The sequence below is a fragment of the Dehalococcoides sp. THU4 genome, assembly GCF_043231265.1.
Lineage (GTDB): Bacteria > Chloroflexota > Dehalococcoidia > Dehalococcoidales > Dehalococcoidaceae > Dehalococcoides > Dehalococcoides mccartyi.
This window is the reverse complement of sequence record NZ_CP171266.1, coordinates 507,811-526,647: the sequence shown is the minus strand read 5'-3', so window position 1 is coordinate 526,647 and position 18,837 is coordinate 507,811. Positions and strand designations below refer to the sequence as shown.

The following is an 18,837-nucleotide window of genomic DNA, read 5'->3' as shown; positions in this document are numbered from 1 at the left end:
ATTAAACCTAAAACCAAGCACCAGGTAGCCTTATTTGAACCTCTTTATTCTTTATTTTGAAATCTTATTCCCAAAAATGTGCAAATATCAGTATTGCGGCAAAACCAACAGGTATTGTTAAAAAAACTAAGAATATCCGGTTAGGATGATTTATCCACCAAGTTTTTCTCCTACAACATAGGAATATTATGGTGGAAAAAATTAATAAAAGTAGCCCAATACCTATAAATATAAAATCAGCCCATGAAGAGAGACTATTTGATGATTGATTGGAAGAAGAACAAATATTTAAAATCTTTTCAAGAAACTGATTAGTATTTACAAAGGCAATCTCTGATTGATGATGACAGCCATATGCGGAGTACGGAATACCATCTATATGTTTGCTGATTTGAGTAATAACTGTTTGTTCTATATTTAATAATGTCATCAATCCAGAAACAATTAAAAAACCCCAAGCAGTATTGTCTGGTATATATTCAACTCTGTTATTTGAAAGTAAACTACGTATTACAACATAAGCTATTGCTAAAATCGATACCAAAATAGAGATGTACGTCCAAATAGTGCCTATGTTAGAAAGGGAAATATTACTCCAAGTACTAACCCAAAGTGTTTGAAAAGCTGTTAGAAAACCAGCAATTGTAATAAAAGTTCTAGTCGACATTAAAGTCCCAATCCAGAATTATTTTGTGAAATCTATTTCCCCTGGCTCTATTTTCAGTGCTTGAGCAATTTTTTTAATTGAACTGAATGTCGGTTTACTAACGCCATTCTCGATACGGCTTATTGTTATTACTGAAAGCCCGGTTAAATCGGCAAGCTCTTTCTGAGTAATGAATTTATTTTCCCTTATCTGCTTTAATGTTTTCATATGCATATGATAATAAGATGATATGTTCAAAGTCAATAAGTATATTGACACATTGATAGGTACTTGCTATTATCTTGTTAAGTACTTGTTAATGCGAGGGTATATGAGGAATTCTAAGCATAACTCTGTCAATCAAAACAATATTTCGGATATCATAGCGGACATAGGTTTTGAATTTGAACAAGGTATTGATGAGGAAATCAAAGCCCTTGCTATTCGTAAGACTGAGGAATATTGCTTTGACTTCATAAAAACTGTGGATACTGACCCAGGGTTCTTGAAGTGCATCGCAAATGCCTTTTTCGATGGGTACATTGAAAGCACTCGCACTTCCCACTAACAATTTTCCCACCACTCCAAAAAAGACTTTCCCGGCTTTTACAAAAGTGGTATCATGCATGGTAAGTCAAGGTTGACAAAGGAAAGCCACTGGTTCGGCGAAGACGACCAGGGCGTGCCTTGACTACCATGCAAAACTCCTGCCGAAAAGCCGGAAAGTCCGGGCGGACGGTGGAAAGCGATAGCCGATTAAATCGCGCTTCGCTCGACACCGCCGCAGACCTCCCTCACCTACTAACAGGGAGGTCTCAAACGCCCAGCACTTCATTTCAAGCCTTATCTTACCTGTTTACTCATTGTTTAACAATGGCTTACGTTTGGTCTATTTTCTTGCATAGTGTCGGACAAAACCTTAAAATACATCAGAATAAGTCTTGAGATGGTTTTAATAAGTCCCAAAATTAAACCTGTATAGTGTCGGACAAAAGGGGGTTTTAATATGTCGCATGGACGGTCTACAACAAGGTTTTCAGTAAGAATAGACGATAAGATTTTAGAAAACTTCAAACTGAAGGCTAAAAAGAAGGGGCTACCCTTTACAGTATATGTTAGAACTCTTATGTATAAAGAGCTGGGGATTGCAATTAAAGATAAACCGGAAAAACTATTACTCCCTAAAAATTATGTGAGCAATGTTACTCCTCTCCAGAATATGAAAAAACATTAGAATTTATAATTTCATGTTCTCCACCGGACTAAACTTTTTGTGGGCTAAAACGGCATTCTGGCTATTTAAGCTAGCGGTATAACGTCTTGTCATGGTTAGGGTACTATGCCCCAGCAAGGATTGAAGTTCAAACTCACCTGCTCCATTAAGTAAAGACATAGTGGCAAAGGTATGCCGGAAAGTGTGCGGACTACAACGCAGGTTTTGTATACCGGCTTTCTTGCCCAAGTTTTCAATCATTCTCCTGATGCCGTCATTGGTGAGCTGGTGGCTCTGTTTCCTGGAATACCTGTTCTTTAGCCTGCTTACCCATACAAAGGGGCATTTATCATTCGGCATCAGCTTCATACGCTCAAATTGATATTCGAGTAAGGCTTTCTGGGTTCTCCGGCTTATTCTGACTACCCTTTCTTTTGCCCCTTTACCAAATACTTTTATAGTCTCGGTTTCAAAGTTCAAGTCTTCCAGTTTCATATTTGCCAGTTCCTGACACCTTACCCCGGTATCTATAAACACCATCAGAATAGCCTTGTTTCTTCGGGCTTCAAATGTGTCCATTGATACCAGGTCTAATAACACCTGGCATTGTTCTTTATTGAACGGCTGGATTATTTTTCTAGGCACTTTAGGCAAGCGGATATTCTTTAACGGGTAAGTGGTTATCTGGTCATTTTCTATTAACCAGTTTATAAACCTTCTCACCTGTTTGAAGTAGTCCAGGACTGATTGTGCCGAATTGGTCTCTTGGAGTTCCTGAATAAACAAACAGACTACCAGCTGGGTTATCTGAGGGGGTTTAGTAACGCCATTTCGTGAGCAAAAGGCAATAAATCTGCCTACCATGTAGCTGTAATTGTGGATTGTTGCCGGGCTTAACTGCCCCACCTTGCAGACCAAAAGGAATGAGGCAAGGCTCTTTTCGAGATTATTTTCAGCAGTTAACAGGTAGCTCGCTATATTGGAGCAATCGTGGGATTTTTGAGTAGACAAACGGTAGCTCATACTTCTTTTTTGGCTACCGGACTGTTTTTAGCTTTATGGTGGAGCCGGAGGGATTCGAACCCTCTACCTTTTGACTGCCAGTCAAACGTTCTCCCAAGTGAACTACGGCCCCAGCAACAGATAGATAATCTATCACAAATGGACACCAAGTGCAACTTTTTTTAGCTTTACAGCGAAACCGCAGAGTCAATAGTTATACTGAAATCTTCGGCGGTTATTTGGTTTTTGTTTTCCATATAGTGCCGCCGGCAGAATCTTCCAGAAGTATCCCGGCGGCATCCAGACTGGTACGGATTTTGTCTGCCAACTGGTATTGCTTTGCCAGACGCAGGTCTTTTCTGAGTTCTATCAGCACCTCTATAAAAGGTACGGCATCGGTCCCAGTCTCGGGTTCTGCTATTTTTAGACTCAGCCCGAGGATATCTGCAAGTTCTTTAAACAGTTCTTGCCCTTGTGTGCTTTTGCCGCCTTCTGCTTCAATGCGGTTTAGCTCCCTACTGAGGTCAAAGATAGTAGCCAGAGCGGCTGAGGTGTTAAAGTCATTGTCCATATACTGGGTAAACCGCTCACGGTATGTTTTAACATCTACATTTATTTCTTGTAACTGGGGATTATCCTGTCTGGCGGCTGTCTGGCGCAGGCGTTCCGCCCCTTTTTCGGCCGCTTCCAGAGCTTCTTCAGAGTAAGTAAGCGGGTTACGGTAGCTGGAGCTGAGTACAAAGATACGCAGGGCATCAGCCGAATAGCGGCTGAGGGCTTCTTTTATGGTGACCAGATTACCCAGCGACTTGCTCATTTTCTCTTCGCCAAGCTTGAGAAGACCGTTATGCAGCCAGTATTTGACAAAGGGTTTGACCCCGCTGAAACATTCGGACTGGGCTATTTCGTTTTCATGGTGGGGGAAAATAAGGTCCTGCCCGCCGCCGTGTATGTCTATCTGCTCTCCCAGATAACGCAGAGACATGGCCGAACACTCAATATGCCAGCCGGGGCGTCCCAATCCCCAGGGGCTTTCCCAAGAAGGCTCTCCCGGCTTGGTAGCCTTCCAAAGGGCAAAGTCCATGGGATACTCTTTTTCTTCGCCCGGCTCTATGCGGGCACCGGCCATCATCTGCTCCAGAGTGCGGTGGGACAGTTTGCCGTAGCCTTCCACCTGCTGCACCCGCAGGTAGACACTGCCGCCTGCCTCGTATGCATAGCCCTTTTCTATAAGGCCGGAGACCATTTCTATTATCTTGGGTACTTCCTGGGTGGCCCGCGGGTAGTAGTCCGCCGGGGTTATGTTGAGTGCGGCCATAGCATCCAGAAATACCCCGATATTTCTTTCGGCCAGGGTAGACGGCTCTATGCCCTGAGCGTTGGCTTTGGCTATTATTTTGTCATCTATATCCGTGAAGTTCTGGATATATTTTACCCGGTAGCCTTTGTAGCTGAGGTAACGGCGGATTACATCAAAATTTATATAGCTCATGGCATGGCCGATATGCGGCTCTGACTGCGGGGTTATGCCGCAGACATACATTTTTACCTTGCCGTCTTCCAGAGGGACAAATTCTTCCAGCTTGCCGGATAAAGTGTTATATATTTTCATAGTCTATTTTTCGTCTACGAGGGCCACTGCCCAGGCTGCCATGCCCTCCTCGCGGCCCACAAAGCCGAGTTGCTCCGAGGTGCTGGCTTTTATCCCTACCCGCCCCGGGTCTATCCCCATGGCCTTGGCAAGGTGTTTACGCATGGTATCTACATGGCCGCGTAGCTTTGGTTCCTCCGCTACTATAACTGAATCTACGTTTATTATCCCGAAACCTTTTTCAGCCAGCAAGGCTGTTACCTGCTCAAGGAGTTTAAGTGAAGATATGCCCTTGAACTTGGGGTCACCCGGCGGGAAGTAAAGCCCTATATCCCCCAGTGCCGCCGCCCCCAGAAGCGAATCCATAATGGCGTGGGTAAGCACGTCCGCATCACTCCAGCCTATAAGCCCGCACTCAAAGGGGATTTCCACCCCGCCCAGCACCAGCTTCTGCCCCGGTGCCAGACGATGTACATCATAACCGTTTCCAATACGCATTATGCTCACCGTCCTTTCTTCAGCAGTATTTCTGCCATAAGCAGGTCTTCGGGTGTGGTTATCTTTATATTAGCATATGCGCCGGAGAATATCTTGACCGGGAGCTTCAGCTTTTCTACCAGCTGGGCATCATCAGTGGCGGTTATACCCACCCTGCGGTAGGCTTTCTGGATAATGTCTGCCCTAAATACCTGGGGCGTCTGGACAGATATCAGTTTTTCCCTGGGCAGGGTCTTTTCCACCAGCCCTTCCGGGGATATTTCCTTGACAGTGTCTTTGAGCGGCACGGCCGCAACGGCCGAACCGCAGAGTTTGGCCGCTTCCAGCCCTTCGGGTATGGAGACAGGGTCAAGCAGGGGGCGCGCCCCGTCATGAATAAGCACCCAGCCGCAATCACACAAGGCGGTCAGCCCTGAAGAAACGGAGTCCTGGCGGAGTTCACCGCCGGGACATATAGCAATTACCTTGCTGAAATTATATTCTTTGACCAGTTCTTTAGCTTTTTTAAGGTTGTGTTCGGATACAACCAGGGCAATATCATCTATCTCCGGTGACTGCTGAAAAACCGAAAGGGTGTGAGCCAAAACAGGTTTACCCGAAAGCCGGGCAAATATCTTGTCCTGCCCGCCCATCCGGCGGCTCTGGCCGGCAGCTACAATAACTGCCCCGACTTTTTCATTCAAAAACATCTTCGGTCTCCGTTTTTACCCCGGTAAGTGCCAGCTTCACCGCCTCTTTGACAGTTGAAACCGGAATTATCTGGATATTATGTACAGTGTGGCAGTTAGCACCGGTCGGTACTAAAGCCCTCTTAAAACCCAGACGGCTGGCCTCGGAAAGACGCCTTTCCAGATGGGGAATAGTCCGCAGTTCCCCCGAAAGACCAATCTCCCCCAGAGCAATGGTTTCTGGGCAGACGCCGGTATCCCGGTAACTGGAAGCAATGGCCAGAGCTATAGCTAAATCTGCGGCCGGCTCATCCAGACGGATACCGCCGGTAGCGTTGACTATTATGTCCTGGGTACCTAAACGCATGGACAGGCGTTTGGAGAGGACAGCGGCTATCATAAGGGTGCGGTTAAAATCCACCCCGTTGGCGGTGCGGCGGGGCTGACCGAAACTGGTGGTATTGGTAAGTGCCTGCACCTCAACCAGCAGCGGGCGGCTGCCCTCCAGCACAGCGGTTACAGCCGAACCAACCGTATTTGCCTGGCGGTTTGATAAAAATATCTGGGAAGGGTTGGCCACTTCTACCAGACCCTCACTTTTCATTTCAAATATACCCACTTCGTTGGTAGAACCGAAGCGGTTTTTGACCGAACGCACCAAACGGTAAGCACTCTGGGACTCTCCCTCAAAGTACATGACCACATCTACTATATGTTCCAGTATGCGCGGCCCGGCTATGTTTCCCTCTTTGGTGACATGGGCGGTTATAAATACGCTGGCTCCGCTGCTTTTAGCCCACTGCATCAGGCGGAGGGCTGACTCACGCACTTGATTTATAGCACCGGGTGCGGCCTCAAGCTCCGGCAGAAATACAGTCTGGATAGAGTCAATAACGACCAGTGACGGGCAGAGGACTGAAAGCTGGGCTAAAATGGCATTAAGGTCAGTCTCAGCCATAAGGAAAAGCCCTTCGCCGCTGATGCCCAGGCGTTGGGCGCGCATTTTTATCTGGGCGGGGTTTTCTTCCCCGGATACATATACTACCTTGCCGCCGCTTTGGGCTACCGAAGCCGCCACCTGAAGAAGCAGAGTGGATTTGCCGATGCCCGGTTCCCCCCCTAAAAGCATAAGCGAACCCGGCACTATACCGCCGCCTAAAACCCGGTTAAACTCCGAAATGGATAAACTCCGCCGGGTAGTTTCGGCTGCCTGCAAACTGGAAAGCTCTGCCGCCGGGCTGATAACCCGGGCAGGTTCACTTTTACGCCCTATGGGCGAAACAACCGTTTTTTCTTCAAAAGTATTCCACTCCTGACAGGCGGGGCAGCGGCCCAGCCATTTCAGGCTCTCACGCCCGCAGTTGGAACAAACATAAACTCTACGGCTTTTTTCCATATACCAAAGACTACACAATTTAATCCGCTAACGCAAGGATATACTGATGCCCAAAACGGCGTCAGATGTTGCGGCTAAGATATGATTCAAAGTACACGCCACCTTGCGTTTTCCCCTGCATCGTAAAGGCGTTTCCGCCCTGACCTCGTGTTCTGACCAAATAAAAAGGGGAGTTTTAAAAACTCCCCTTAAAACAACCAGTTATACCCTGCCCCGTCTTTACGAAGTGGCCTGGCTAAGTTCGGCTGGCTCTGCCAGACGGACAATTATTTCGTCTTCAGCAGTATCCACTATCACTTTATCCCCGGCTTTAAATTTAGCCCGCAGCAGGTCCTCGGACAGCCTGTCCTCCAGCATGGTCTGGATAGTACGACGCAGCGGCCTTGCACCATAAACCTCGTCATAACCCTTCTTGCCCAGCAAGTCTTTGGCAGAGTCAGTCACTTCAAGCCCGATACCCTTTTCAGACATCTGCTTGATAACACTCTTAAGCATCAGGTCAACAATACTGCGAATCTGCTCTTTATTAAGTGAGTGGAAGACCACCACACTGTCAATACGGTTCAGGAACTCCGGGCGGAAACTCTTCTTAAGCTCACCCAGCAGTTTGTCTTTCATATGCTCAAAGTTGGTCTGCTGAGCCTTTGATTCATCTGTCTGGGTAGCAAAACCGATAGTCCCGCTGCCCTTGCGGATAAGCTCCGCCCCGATGTTTGAGGTCATAATAATAATGGTATTCCGAAAGTCCACCCGTCTGCCCTTGGCATCTGTCAGGTGGCCGTCATCAAATATCTGCAGAAGAATATTGAAAACGTCAGGATGAGCTTTTTCTATTTCGTCCAGCAGTATCAGGCAATAAGACTTGCGGCGAACAGCTTCAGTCAGCTGGCCGCCCTCGTCATAGCCCACATATCCGGGGGGCGCACCCACCAGACGGGATACGGCAAACTTCTCCATAAATTCGGACATATCCAGCCGCACTAAAGCGTCTTCCGAACCGAACATAAACTGGGCAAGCGCCCGTGCCAGCTCGGTTTTACCTACGCCGGTGGGCCCCAGGAAGACAAAGTTGCCGATGGGATGGCGGGGGTCTTTAAGACCAGCCCGTGCCCGTCTGACAGCCTTGGATATGGTAACAATGGCCTCTTCCTGGCCGATAATCCGCTCATGCAGGGCTTCTTCCATATGTAAAAGACGTTCGGTTTCGTCACCGGTAAGCTGTACCAGCGGCACACCCGTCCACATGCTGACTACCTGGGCAATATCTTCTTCACCCACTACCGGCTTATCCATGGCCTGTTCGTTCTGCCATTCGTCTTCCATGCGGCGTATCTTTTCAGCTATCTGAAGCTCACGCTCACGCAATTCGGAGGCATAATCGTACTGCTGGGTAGCCAAAGCGGCTTCTTTATCCCGGCGGTAGCTGTCTTCTATGGCTTTCATCTCTTTCAAAGAGACCGGCTTGGTGCGTTTCTTTATCCGCACCCGTGAAGCGGCTTCGTCAACTAAATCTATAGCCTTATCCGGCAAAAAGCGGTCAGGTATATATCTGGCAGCCATATTGGCGGCAGCGACAATAGCTTCTTCGCTGATGATAAGCTTATGATGCTCTTCGTAGCGCTCTTTTATGCCCCGAAGTATACTCAGGGTATCTTCAATGGCCGGTTCTTCCACCAGCACCGGCTGGAAACGCCGCTCAAGTGCGGCATCCCGCTCAACATATTTGCGGAAGTCATCCAGGGTAGTTGCCCCTATTACCTGTACCTCACCTCTGGCCAGCGAAGGCTTTAGGATATTGGCGGCATCTACCGCACCCTCGGCGGCACCGGCACCCACCATGGTATGGAATTCGTCTATAAACAGGATTATATTGCCTGCGGTTTTAATCTCTTCAATAACTTTCTTAAGCCGTTCCTCAAATTCACCCCGGTATTTAGTACCGGCTACCAGTGAGGCCACGTCCAGAGAAATTATATGTTTTTGTTCCAGAGTTTCCGGCACGTCACCCGAAACAATCCGCTGGGCCAGCCCCTCCACAATGGAGGTTTTGCCGACACCGGGTTCGCCGATAAGGGCAGGGTTATTTTTGGTACGGCGGGAAAGAATCTGGACAACCCGCTCTATTTCTTTGGCACGCCCGATAACCGGGTCAAGTTTGCCGGTTCTGGCAGCTGCCGTCAGGTCAAAGCCCAGCTGGTCAAGCTGGGGAGTGCGGCTGGGAGTTGCCCGGCCGGCTTTAGGTTTATTTAAGCCCTGATTCAAAATACGCCCTACTTCGGTGCGTACCTTTTCAACAGTAACCCCGAAGCTCTCAAGGACACCGGCAGCCGCCCCTTCGCCTTCACGCAATAAACCTAAAAGCAGGTGTTCAGTGCCGATATAGTTGTGACCCAGATTCCGGGCTTCATCAATACCCAGTTCTATTACCTTTTTGGCTCTGGAGGTAAGACCGGTTTCAGAGGTGGCCGGGTGTTCGCCCCGCCCTAGTATAAACTCAACAGCCGAACGTACCTTGGCCAAGTTTACGTCCATATTCACCAGTACGCGGGCGGCCACGCCTTCTTCTTCCCTAACCAGCCCCAGCAGAATATGCTCAGTGCCGATATAGTTATGGTTAAGACTCTGGGCTTCCTCCTGTGCATAGGTAAGAACCCGGCGCGCTCTTTCAGAAAATTTATCAAATCTGCTAGACATAATTTTTTTACTTTCACTAGGTTAGTAATCTTATTATAGCTCAGCTAAAAAGAAAGTGTAAAGCAAACAGAGGGTATCAGCTTTGAAATAAAAAAAGGCCCTCGACAGGCCTTGTTTTTAATGGGTGCAGCGAGGGGGAAAATGGAGCCCGCTTTCAAGTGAATAAAAAAGCAAAGCTCCCCGGGCAGTGGCATATTTTCCACAAGGAGTTGCCTCCTAAGTATCGTCTGCGCTGGGGCGTTTCACGACCGTGTTCGGGACGGGAACGGGTGGTACCACCCCGCTCTAACCACCGGGGGAGCGGATGCACGCTATTAATTCACTTGTTAACTTTAATCCAAGCGATATTTGTTTACACTATATTAACTGAATACATGGGTTTATATCAATTCAGAAACAGGTCAAGCCCTCGACCATTAGTACTGCTCAGCTTAATACGTTACCGTACTTACACATGCAGCCTATCAAGCAGGTAGTCTACCTGCGGTCTTACCCCCGGTTGCCCGGGATGGGAGATCTAATCTTGAGGCCGGCTTCGCACTTAGATGCTTTCAGCGCTTATCCAAACCAGACTTGGCTACTCAGCAATGCCCTTGGCAGAACAACTGACACACCATTGGTCTGTCCTTCCAGGTCCTCTCGTACTATGGAAAGACCCTCTCAAATCTCCAGACGCCCACGACGGATAGAGACCGACCTGTCTCACGACGGTCTGAACCCAGCTCGCGTGCCGCTTTAACCGGCGAACAGCCGGACCCTTGGGACCTACTCCAGCCCCAGGATGCGACGAGCCGACATAGAGGTGCCAAACCTTGCCGTCGATGTGAACTCTTGGGCAAGATAAGCCTGTTATCCCCGGGGTAGCTTTTATCCGATAAGCCACGGCCCTTCCACTCAGTGCCGTAGGATCACTTTGCCCGACTTTCGTCCCTGCTCGACTTGTATGTCTCGCAGTCAAGCTCCCTTATGCCAATGCACTCTTAGGGTGATTTCCATCCACCCTGAGGGAACCTTTGGGCGCCTCCGTTACAATTTAGGAGGCGACCGCCCCAGTCAAACTATCCACCAGCCACTGTCCTCTAGCTTGTTCTAGAGTTAGAGGCTAGATCCATCAAGAGTGGTATTTCAACGTTGGCTCCACCAAGGCTAGCGCCCTGGCTTCTCAGCCTCCCACCTATCCTACACATGATGAACCCAGACTCAATGGCAAGTTATAGTAAAGCTCCACGGGGTCTTTTTGTCCAGTCGCGGGAAACCCGCATCTTCACGGGTAATTCAATTTCACCGAGTCCCTCGTTAAGACAGCGCTCAAGTTGTTATACCTTTCGTGCGGGTCGGAACTTACCCGACAAGGGATTTCGCTACCTTAGGACCGTTATAGTTACGGCCGCCGTTCACTGGGGCTTCGGTTCAGAGCTTTGGTTGCCCTAACTCCTCCCCTTAACCTTCCAGCACTGGGCAGGTGTCAGCCCCTATACTTCAGCTTTCGCTTTTGCAGAGACCTGTGTCTTTGTTAAACAGTCACTCGAGCCACTTTATTGTAACCCTCTCGCGAGGGCACCCCTTCTCCCGAAGTTACGGGGCTAGATTGCCGAGTTCCTTAACGAGGGTTATCTCGATCACCTTGGGACATTTACCCCCACCTACCAGTGTCGGTTTGCGGTACGGTCACCATTGCTTCAACAGTAACGAGGCTTTTCTCGACAGCTTGGACTCAACCAGATTGGCTTGGATCTCTCCGCACCTTCCACTGAACTTCAACTTAACTCCAGAACGGATTTGCCTATTCTGAAACGTCTAGGGTTCAGCGACACGCCATGTCCAATGGGCATGCCTGATCTATCCTCCTGTGTCCCCCCTTTACCTCCACAACGGTGGTGCAGGAATAATAACCTGCTGTCCATCGCTCTACGCCTTTCGGCCTCGGCTTAGGTCCGACTAACCCTACGCGGATTAACCTTGCGTAGGAAACCTTAGGTTTACGGTGGGCGTGTTTCTCACACGCCTTGCGCTACTCATTCCGACATTCTCACTTCCCTAAGCTCCACAGTTGTTTACACTCCTGCTTCACTGCCGAGGGAACGCTCCTCTACCATCTACCATATAGGTAGATCCATAGCTTCGGTGACAGGCTTAAGCCCCGTTGGATTGTCGGCGCAACACCACTCAACCAGTGAGCTATTACGCACTCTTTAAAGGGTGGCTGCTTCTAAGCCAACCTACTGGATGTCTAGGCAATGCTACTTCCTTTCCCACTTAGCCTGCGCTTAGGGACCTTAGCTGATGGTCTGGGCTGTTTCCCTTTTGACTACGGAGCTTAGCCCCCATAGTCTCACTCCCAGGCTTTGATTAATGGCATTCGATGTTTGGTTAGAGTTGACAGGATCTCTCCCACCTAGTCTATCCAGTGCACTACCTCCATTAATGAACGCCTGAGGCTGCACCTAAATGCATTTCGAGGAGAACCAGCTATCCCCGGGTTCGTTTGGCATATAACCGCTATCCACAGCTCATCCAACAACTTTGCCACGTTGACTGGTTCGGGCCTCCGCGAAGTATTACCTTCACTTCACCCTGGCCATGGATAGATCACCCGGCTTCGGGTCTACTCAGTACAACTAAAACGCCCTATTCAGACTCGCTTTCGCTTCGGCTGCGCAACTTAATTGCTTAACCAGCTGCACTGAGTAACTCGTCGGATAATTCTTCAATAGTCACGCCATCAGAGCTTACGCTCCTCTGACTGCTTGTAGGCACACGGTTTCAGTTCTATTTCACTCCCCTCTCGGGGTGCTTTTCACCTTTCCCTCACGGTACTAGTTCACTATCGGTCATCAAGAGTATTTAGCCTTGCCATGTGGTCACGGCGGATTCCCACGAGATTCCACGAGTCTCGTGGTACTCAAGAAAGAATCAGAAGCCTATACCCTTTAATTTACGGGACTCTCACCCTCTGTGGTTGCCCGTTCCAGGGACCTTCTAATAGGGTTAGGTTTGTAACTTCTCGGTTTGCTCTGCACAAACCAGATTCTTCTTTCAACCCCTTGTAAACATAGGTCACAGAACCACTAAGATTACAAGGTTTGGGCTCATCCCCGTTCGCTCGCCGCTACTAGGAGAATAATTTCTTTTCCTCGGGGTACTGAGATGTTTCACTTCCCCCACTTACCTCTACCCAGCCTATGTGTTGAGCTGGGAGTACCCAGGTTTTGCCTGAGCGGGTTGCCCCATTCGGAAATCCCCGGCTAAGCTTGTTAGACAGCTGACCGAGGCTTATCGCAGTCTTACCACGTCCTTCATCGGCTCTTGATACCAAGGCATCCACCATGTGCCCTTACCTGCTTGACCTGCTTCGGAATTGATATTAACCCGTAGTATTCAGTTTTTAAAGTGCGTAACAAATATAAAGCGGCTTGGTAACATTACCAAGCCGCGAGCTTGGATTCACCTTAAACTAATTTTTATGTAGCTATTTTTATCATTTATCTCTCTGCCTCATTCAGAGGCGAAGGGTATTATATCCCATTGCTTCAGCCGCTGTCAAGGGCGACCCCACGTTCAGCGGGAAAAACCTTGGAGATTTTTTCAGATTTTTAAGCTGTGTAAAAGGCGCTTAATTAAAAGCATCAGAGTATAGACTTGCAGCCACCCTCTTGTCAAGGAGCCCGGGGTGGTTTTTCACCCAGGGTGACATCACGATTGCCGCCGCCGCCATTTCATCAATTTTAGCTTCGGAAACCCCCAGCTCTTTCAGGCTGAAACCCATATTATTTTTTTTGAGCCAGTTTTCAACTGCTTCTATCCCGTCTGTCTGCCCGAATACTTTTTCCCCCAGCATTTCTATACGGTGCCGCCGCACCGGGTAAAGGTTTCTCATATAAGCCGGCAAAAGGGCAGCCAAACCGTCAGCGTGAGCAATATCATAGTAACCGCTTAAGGCATGCTCCAAGCCGTGCATGGTCATGCCGCCGCTTCTGCCGCCCAGTGACATAAACTGGGAACAGGCAATAGTTGAAAGCCAGCTAAGCTGGGTGCGGGCCTGAAGGTCATGCGGGGTCTTAACCGCTTTGGGTAAATATTCTGTTACCAACCGCATGGCCAGCTCAGCCATTCCGTCCCGCAGGGGAGCATCATCTGCGGCGGTCAGATAAGGTTCTGCCAGATGGCAGAATATATCTACTCCGCCCTGGGCTGTCTGGCGGGAAGGCAGGCTGAGGGTCAGCAGGGGGTCTACCAGAGATACTTTGGGCTGAAGACGGCTATCGGAAATAACCCTTTTTTCATGCTTTTCCCAGTTGGAAATAACCGCATTCCCGTTTGCCTCCGAGCCGCTGGCGGCAACGGTGGGTATCATAATAAGAGGCAGAAAATCACCCTCAGGGTACTCTCCCTGTTTTATGTAATCCCAAACAGGTCCTTCACAGGCCAGCCCGAAAGCAATGGCCTTAGCGGCATCCATAGCGCTTCCGCCGCCCAGAGCAATAATCAGGTCTATCCCTTTCTCTCTGGCTAAGGCAATAGCCTCATCTACCGTAGATGAACGGGGGTTGGGCTCTACCCTGTCAAACAGGGTGGTTTGAATACAGGCCTCTTTCAGTAAAAATAAAGCCCGTTCCAGTATGCCTAAACGGCGTACCGAATTTTTACCGGTGACCAGCAAAGCATGCCTGCCCAGCAGTGAAGCTTCGTGATTAAGGCTGCTTATGCTGCCCACCCCGAAGATAATGCGGGTGGATAGCTCAAATGTTGTTATCATAAAAATATAATAACAGAAAACAGCACTGTTAAAACAGCCCCCTGACCTCCCGTTTTTTATCCCTGCCGCAAGACAGCCGCCAGATAATATCTAGGAAGGGGTTTCACCGCTGCGGGCGGAGAGCCATTTCTGTTTCTGCTCAATACGGACAGATTCGTTGGTAGGCTGATAGCGGGCCAGGAAATCCCCTTTAAACTCTTCAAAACAGTCTTTTTCAATAGAAGTACGCACCTCCTGCATAAGGTTGCTCAGGAAGGCGATGTTATGTATAGTAGCCAGCCGGTAGGCCAGTATTTCTTCGCAGCGGAACAGGTGATGCAGGTAGGCCGCCGAATAATTGCGGCAGGTATAGCAGTTACACTCCGGGTCAACCGGCCCTTTTTGGGTGGCAAAAGAGGCATTGCGGATATTAAGCCTGCCCAGGCGGCTGAAAAAAGCCCCGTTGCGGGCCACTCTGGTAGGCAGTACACAGTCAAATATATCTACCCCGCAGCTTACCCCTTCCAGCAAATCTTCCGGCGCACCCACTCCCATCAGGTAGCGGGGCTTGTTTCCGGGCAGAAAACGCAGGGTATGGCGGACTGTTTCAAAGGTAATATCCTTAGGCTCACCCAAAGAAAGCCCGCCCAGGGCATAACCGGGGAAATCCAGCGAAGCCAGATATTCGGCAGACTGCTGCCTGAGTACGGGGGAAAGCCCCCCCTGAACAATGGCAAAAAGATGCTGGCTTTTCAGGGTATGGGCGGCAAGACAGCGTTTTGCCCACTGGTGAGTGCGTTCCATAGCCGCCAAAACCTCATTCTCGGAGGCTTCGGAATGGGGACATTCGTCCAGCACCATGGCAATATCCGAACCCAAGTCCTGCTGGAAGCTGACCGCATCTTCGGGGGTAATGTAACGGGTGCTGCCGTCTATATGGGAACGAAAACTGACCCCGCCCTCATCCAGCTTTCGCAGATTGGCCAGTGAAAATATCTGGTAGCCACCGCTATCAGTCAGAATAACCCCGTCCCAGTTCATAAATTTGTGCAAACCACCCATCTCTTTGACCACGGGTATGCCGGGGCGGAGATAGAGGTGATAGGTGTTAGAGAGTATCATGTTCACGTTTACAGATTTTAAGTCTTCGGGGGTAAGGGTCTTAACAGTGGCCTGGCTGCCTACCGGGCAGAAAACAGGCGTCTCCACCTGGCCGTGGGCTGTGAGCAGCCGGCCGCGGCGGGCAGAACTGCGGGGACTGGTTTTATTTAATATAAAGGATTTATCCAAAAGCGTATGCTCCTTGAATATTTAAGGCTGGAAGCAGGGCGGATTGGTCTCGTCCAAATAATCCTGCAAAATAACTGCGGCCGCAGCCGCATCATCCCGGACGGTTTTATTGTTTTTGCCGCTGTCATTCATTTTGCGGCGGGCTTCGTCTGTGGAGAAGCGTTCATCCCGGAAAACAATTTCGGTATTTAAACTCTGTGAGAGCAGCCCGCTAAAGGCTTTTACCTTTTCCGCCTGAGGCCCGATAGTCCCGTTCAGAGATACCGGCAAGCCGACAACAAGCAAATCCGGCTGGTGGGTTTTGACTAAAGCTTCAATGTTTTCCACTGTCTTTACATCATTGTCACGCCGGAGGATAACCAAAGGCGAAGCCAGTATCCGCAAGGGGTCGCTCAAAGCCACCCCTATCCACTTGTCACCCACGTCCAGAGCCAGTATACGGCCTATTTTAGCCCTCCGCAGCAGTTCTTTATAGCATTCCCTTTACAGCCTGCAGGGCTTCGTCCAGTTTGGCTTTGTCACGCCCGCCGCCCTGAGCCATATTCGGCTTGCCGCCGCCGCCGCCGCCGGCTATCTGGGAAAGTTTTTTGACTATATTGCCGGCATGATAACCTTTCTCAATAAGGTCCGGCGTTACCATACACAGGAAAAAAGGCTTGTCTTCGCTAACCGTACCCAGCACTATTACCCCACTGCCCAGCTTGTCCCGCAGGAAATCAGCTGTTTCACGCAGGGTATCCGTATTGACCGAAGTCATGCGGCTGACCAGCAGTTTAATCCCTTTATAATCTTCAACTTTGGAAAGCAGCTCTTCCGCCTCTCCGCGGGACATCTGGCGTTCCAGATTCTGGACTGTTTTCTTAAGCGTATCTATTTCTTCTTTAAGTTCAGCCAGTTTGCGGAGAGATTCCTCAGGCGCAGCTTCCAGCATACCCGAAAGCTCGGATAAGCTGTCCTGCTGAAGGTTAATATAAGCCTCGGCCTCACGCCCGGTTACGGCTTCAATCCGCCGAAGGCCTGCCCCCACACTGCTCTCACTGACTATTTTAAACAGGCTTATTTCGCCGCTGGCACTCACATGGGTACCGCCGCAGAGTTCGGCTGAAACAGCCGGACGCCCCACCCTAAGCACCCGCACCCTGTCACCATATTTTTCCCCGAAAAGGGCGGTTACCCCTTCTTCCAGGGCATGGCGGTAGGGCATTTCTTCGGCATAAACCGGCAGGTTGCGGCGGATTTTATCATTTACAAATTCCTCCGCCCGGCGGATTTCATCTTTGGTCATGGGTTTCAGATGGGAAAAATCAAAGCGGAGGCGCTCCGGCGTCACCACCGAACCCCTTTGCTGAACCTGCTCACCCAGCACCTGTCTGAGGGCTGTCTGGAGTATATGGGTGGCGGTATGATTACGGGCAATATCCCGCCTGCGTTCTTCGTCAATATGGGCAGCGGCGGTTTCAGATATTTTCAGGCAGCCGCTTATTACCCTACCCTGATGCAGGAAAACCCCGTTAGGCAGGTGAAGGGTATTTTTAACCTCAAAACGCCCGCCGCCGGTTATAATCTCACCGGTATCACCCACCTGTCCGCCCATCTCGGCATAAAAGGGGCTTTCATCCAGCACTATACTGGCCTCATCACCCTCTTCTATGCTGTCAACTGTGCCGCCTTCGGTCAGGATATCCATAATAGTTGATTTCTGGCGGGTAAGTTCATAACCCACAAAACAGGTCTTTTCCCCGTGGCGCATATTCTTGACTGCCTCGGCAATAGCCGCCGCATCAAAACTGAACTTGCGGCTGGAACGGGCTTTGGTACGCTGGACTTCCATTTCGGCTTCAAACCCGCCAAGGTCTACACTCAAGCCCCTCTCGGCGGCTATTTCGGTGGTCATCTCCACCGGGAAGCCGTAAGTGTCATATAGTTTAAAGGCATCCTGCCCGGAAATCTGCCCGCCCTTGGTCTGGCGGACTATTTCTTCCAGAAGCTCAAGCCCGGTAGCCAGCGTCTCCGAAAAACGGGCTTCCTCACTGGCTATCATCTCCAGCACATATGCCTGGCGTTTTTTGATTTCGGGGTAAATGCCGCTCATGCGGGCAATAACAGCCCCTGCCATGTCCACCAAAAAGGGTTTCTCCAGACCCAGCCTGCGCCCGAAAAGGACTGCCCGCCGAAGCAGGCGGCGAAGCACATACCCCCGCCCCGCCTTATCCGGGATAACCCCGTCTGCAATCAGGAAGGTAATGCCCCGGCTGTGTTCGGATACTATCCGCAAAGCCTTATCAGTTTCGGCATCAATCCCGTACTTCCTGCCCGAAAGCTGGCAGGCTTTTTCTATAACGGGGGCAAATATATCGGTTTCATATACGTTTTTTCTGGCCTGCATCAGGATAGTCAAGCGTTCCAGCCCCATCCCTGTGTCAATGCTGGGGGCAGGCAGATTCTGGCGTTTGCCGCTTTTATCCTGATTAAACTGGACAAATACCAGATTCCATATTTCACAAAAACGGCCGCACTTGCAGGAGGGATTGCAATCAGCCTTGCCGCAGCCCATTTCCTGCCCGAAATCATAGTGGATTTCACTGCACGGGCCGCAAGGGCCTGAATCCCCGGCCGGACCCCAGAAGTTATCAGCCGCACCCAGCCGGACTATCCGCCCTTCGTGTACTCCCTGTTCCTTCCAGAGGGCAATAGCCTCGTCATCATCCAGATAAACTGTCACCCAGAGTTTTTCGGCAGGTATGTTCAGCCTTTGGGTCACATATTCCCAAGCCCAGGCAATAGCCTCTTTTTTAAAGTAATTGCCGATACTGAAATTGCCCAGCATTTCAAACATGGTCAGGTGGCTGGCATCCCCCACGGATTCAATATCGGTAGTGCGGAAACACTTCTGGCAGGAAGTCATACGCGGGTTTTCCGGCTTGGCCACCCCCAGATAATAGGGCTTAAACTGCACCATGCCGGCGGTAGTTAAAAGAAGGGTGGGGTCATTGTGGGGTATCAGGGAAGAGCTGGCAATCCTTTTATGCCCCTTCTCCTCAAAAAATTTCAGATAATTTTCGCGTAATTCATCACTGCTAAACAAAGCCGCACCTGCCATTTCA

General features: G+C 49.8%; 13 protein-coding genes, 1 tRNA gene and 2 rRNA genes. 1 reads left to right on the top strand and 15 read right to left on the bottom strand.

Annotated features, from left to right (window positions below):
- Positions 1-64: 64 nt before the first annotated feature.
- Both ACE6F3_RS02850 and ACE6F3_RS02845 read right to left on the bottom strand, forming a co-directional pair.
- Positions 65-667 (bottom strand): hypothetical protein, encoded by a 603-nt coding sequence (locus ACE6F3_RS02850; protein ID WP_324664127.1) that lies wholly within the window; start codon positions 665-667, stop codon positions 65-67.
- A gap of 18 nt (positions 668-685) precedes the next feature.
- A complete protein-coding gene (locus tag ACE6F3_RS02845) occupies positions 686-874 on the bottom strand; it encodes a helix-turn-helix transcriptional regulator (RefSeq protein ID WP_324664129.1) in 189 nt (62 codons plus the stop codon).
- 778 nt (positions 875-1,652) lie between these two features.
- On the opposite strand from ACE6F3_RS02845, the gene ACE6F3_RS02840 reads away from it, so the two are divergent.
- The gene (locus tag ACE6F3_RS02840) at positions 1,653-1,880 is read left to right on the top strand and encodes a hypothetical protein (RefSeq protein WP_324664131.1); all 228 of its coding nucleotides are present in this window, start codon (positions 1,653-1,655) and stop codon (positions 1,878-1,880) included.
- 3 nt (positions 1,881-1,883) lie between these two features.
- Here the strand turns inward: ACE6F3_RS02840 and ACE6F3_RS02835 are convergent, their stop codons facing one another.
- The 13 genes from ACE6F3_RS02835 to alaS form a co-directional block, all read right to left on the bottom strand.
- Positions 1,884-2,882, bottom strand: coding sequence for a tyrosine-type recombinase/integrase (locus ACE6F3_RS02835; protein WP_041340858.1), 999 nt, complete (start codon positions 2,880-2,882; stop codon positions 1,884-1,886).
- A 36-nt stretch (positions 2,883-2,918) separates the two neighbouring features.
- Positions 2,919-2,994: transfer RNA gene (locus ACE6F3_RS02830), tRNA-Ala, on the bottom strand.
- A gap of 102 nt (positions 2,995-3,096) precedes the next feature.
- Positions 3,097-4,473 carry a cysteine--tRNA ligase gene (cysS, locus tag ACE6F3_RS02825; RefSeq protein WP_324665016.1) on the bottom strand — a complete coding sequence of 459 codons (1,377 nt, stop codon included), beginning with the start codon at positions 4,471-4,473 and terminating at the stop codon, positions 3,097-3,099.
- A 3-nt stretch (positions 4,474-4,476) separates the two neighbouring features.
- A complete protein-coding gene (gene ispF, locus ACE6F3_RS02820; protein WP_010935868.1) occupies positions 4,477-4,950 on the bottom strand; it encodes a 2-C-methyl-D-erythritol 2,4-cyclodiphosphate synthase in 474 nt (157 codons plus the stop codon).
- Positions 4,951-4,955: 5 nt separating this feature from the next.
- The gene (locus ACE6F3_RS02815; protein WP_058292929.1) at positions 4,956-5,639 is read right to left on the bottom strand and encodes a 2-C-methyl-D-erythritol 4-phosphate cytidylyltransferase; all 684 of its coding nucleotides are present in this window, start codon (positions 5,637-5,639) and stop codon (positions 4,956-4,958) included.
- Entirely contained in the window at positions 5,626-7,014 is a 1,389-nt protein-coding gene (gene radA / locus ACE6F3_RS02810; protein ID WP_324665013.1) for a DNA repair protein RadA, read from the bottom strand. Before radA ends, ACE6F3_RS02815 begins: the two co-directional genes overlap by 14 nt.
- A 219-nt stretch (positions 7,015-7,233) precedes the next feature.
- Positions 7,234-9,708, bottom strand: a complete 2,475-nt coding sequence (locus tag ACE6F3_RS02805; RefSeq protein ID WP_041340825.1) for an ATP-dependent Clp protease ATP-binding subunit — start codon at positions 9,706-9,708, stop codon at positions 7,234-7,236.
- Positions 9,709-9,887: 179 nt separating this feature from the next.
- A 5S ribosomal RNA gene (gene rrf, locus ACE6F3_RS02800) occupies positions 9,888-10,005 on the bottom strand.
- Positions 10,006-10,105: 100 nt separating this feature from the next.
- A 23S ribosomal RNA gene (locus ACE6F3_RS02795) occupies positions 10,106-13,056 on the bottom strand.
- Positions 13,057-13,321: 265 nt separating this feature from the next.
- Complete coding sequence (locus tag ACE6F3_RS02790) at positions 13,322-14,464, bottom strand: iron-containing alcohol dehydrogenase (RefSeq protein ID WP_324665011.1); 1,143 nt, start codon at positions 14,462-14,464, stop codon at positions 13,322-13,324.
- Positions 14,465-14,554: 90 nt separating this feature from the next.
- On the bottom strand, positions 14,555-15,733 hold the full coding sequence (tgt, locus tag ACE6F3_RS02785) for a tRNA guanosine(34) transglycosylase Tgt (protein ID WP_324665009.1): 1,179 nt from the start codon (positions 15,731-15,733) through the stop codon (positions 14,555-14,557).
- Positions 15,734-15,754: 21 nt separating this feature from the next.
- On the bottom strand, positions 15,755-16,162 hold the full coding sequence (gene ruvX / locus ACE6F3_RS02780) for a Holliday junction resolvase RuvX (protein ID WP_080775283.1): 408 nt from the start codon (positions 16,160-16,162) through the stop codon (positions 15,755-15,757).
- A gap of 40 nt (positions 16,163-16,202) precedes the next feature.
- Positions 16,203-18,818: an alanine--tRNA ligase gene (gene alaS / locus ACE6F3_RS02775; protein WP_324665007.1), complete on the bottom strand. Its 2,616-nt coding sequence runs from the start codon at positions 18,816-18,818 to the stop codon at positions 16,203-16,205.
- Positions 18,819-18,837 lie beyond the last annotated feature (19 nt).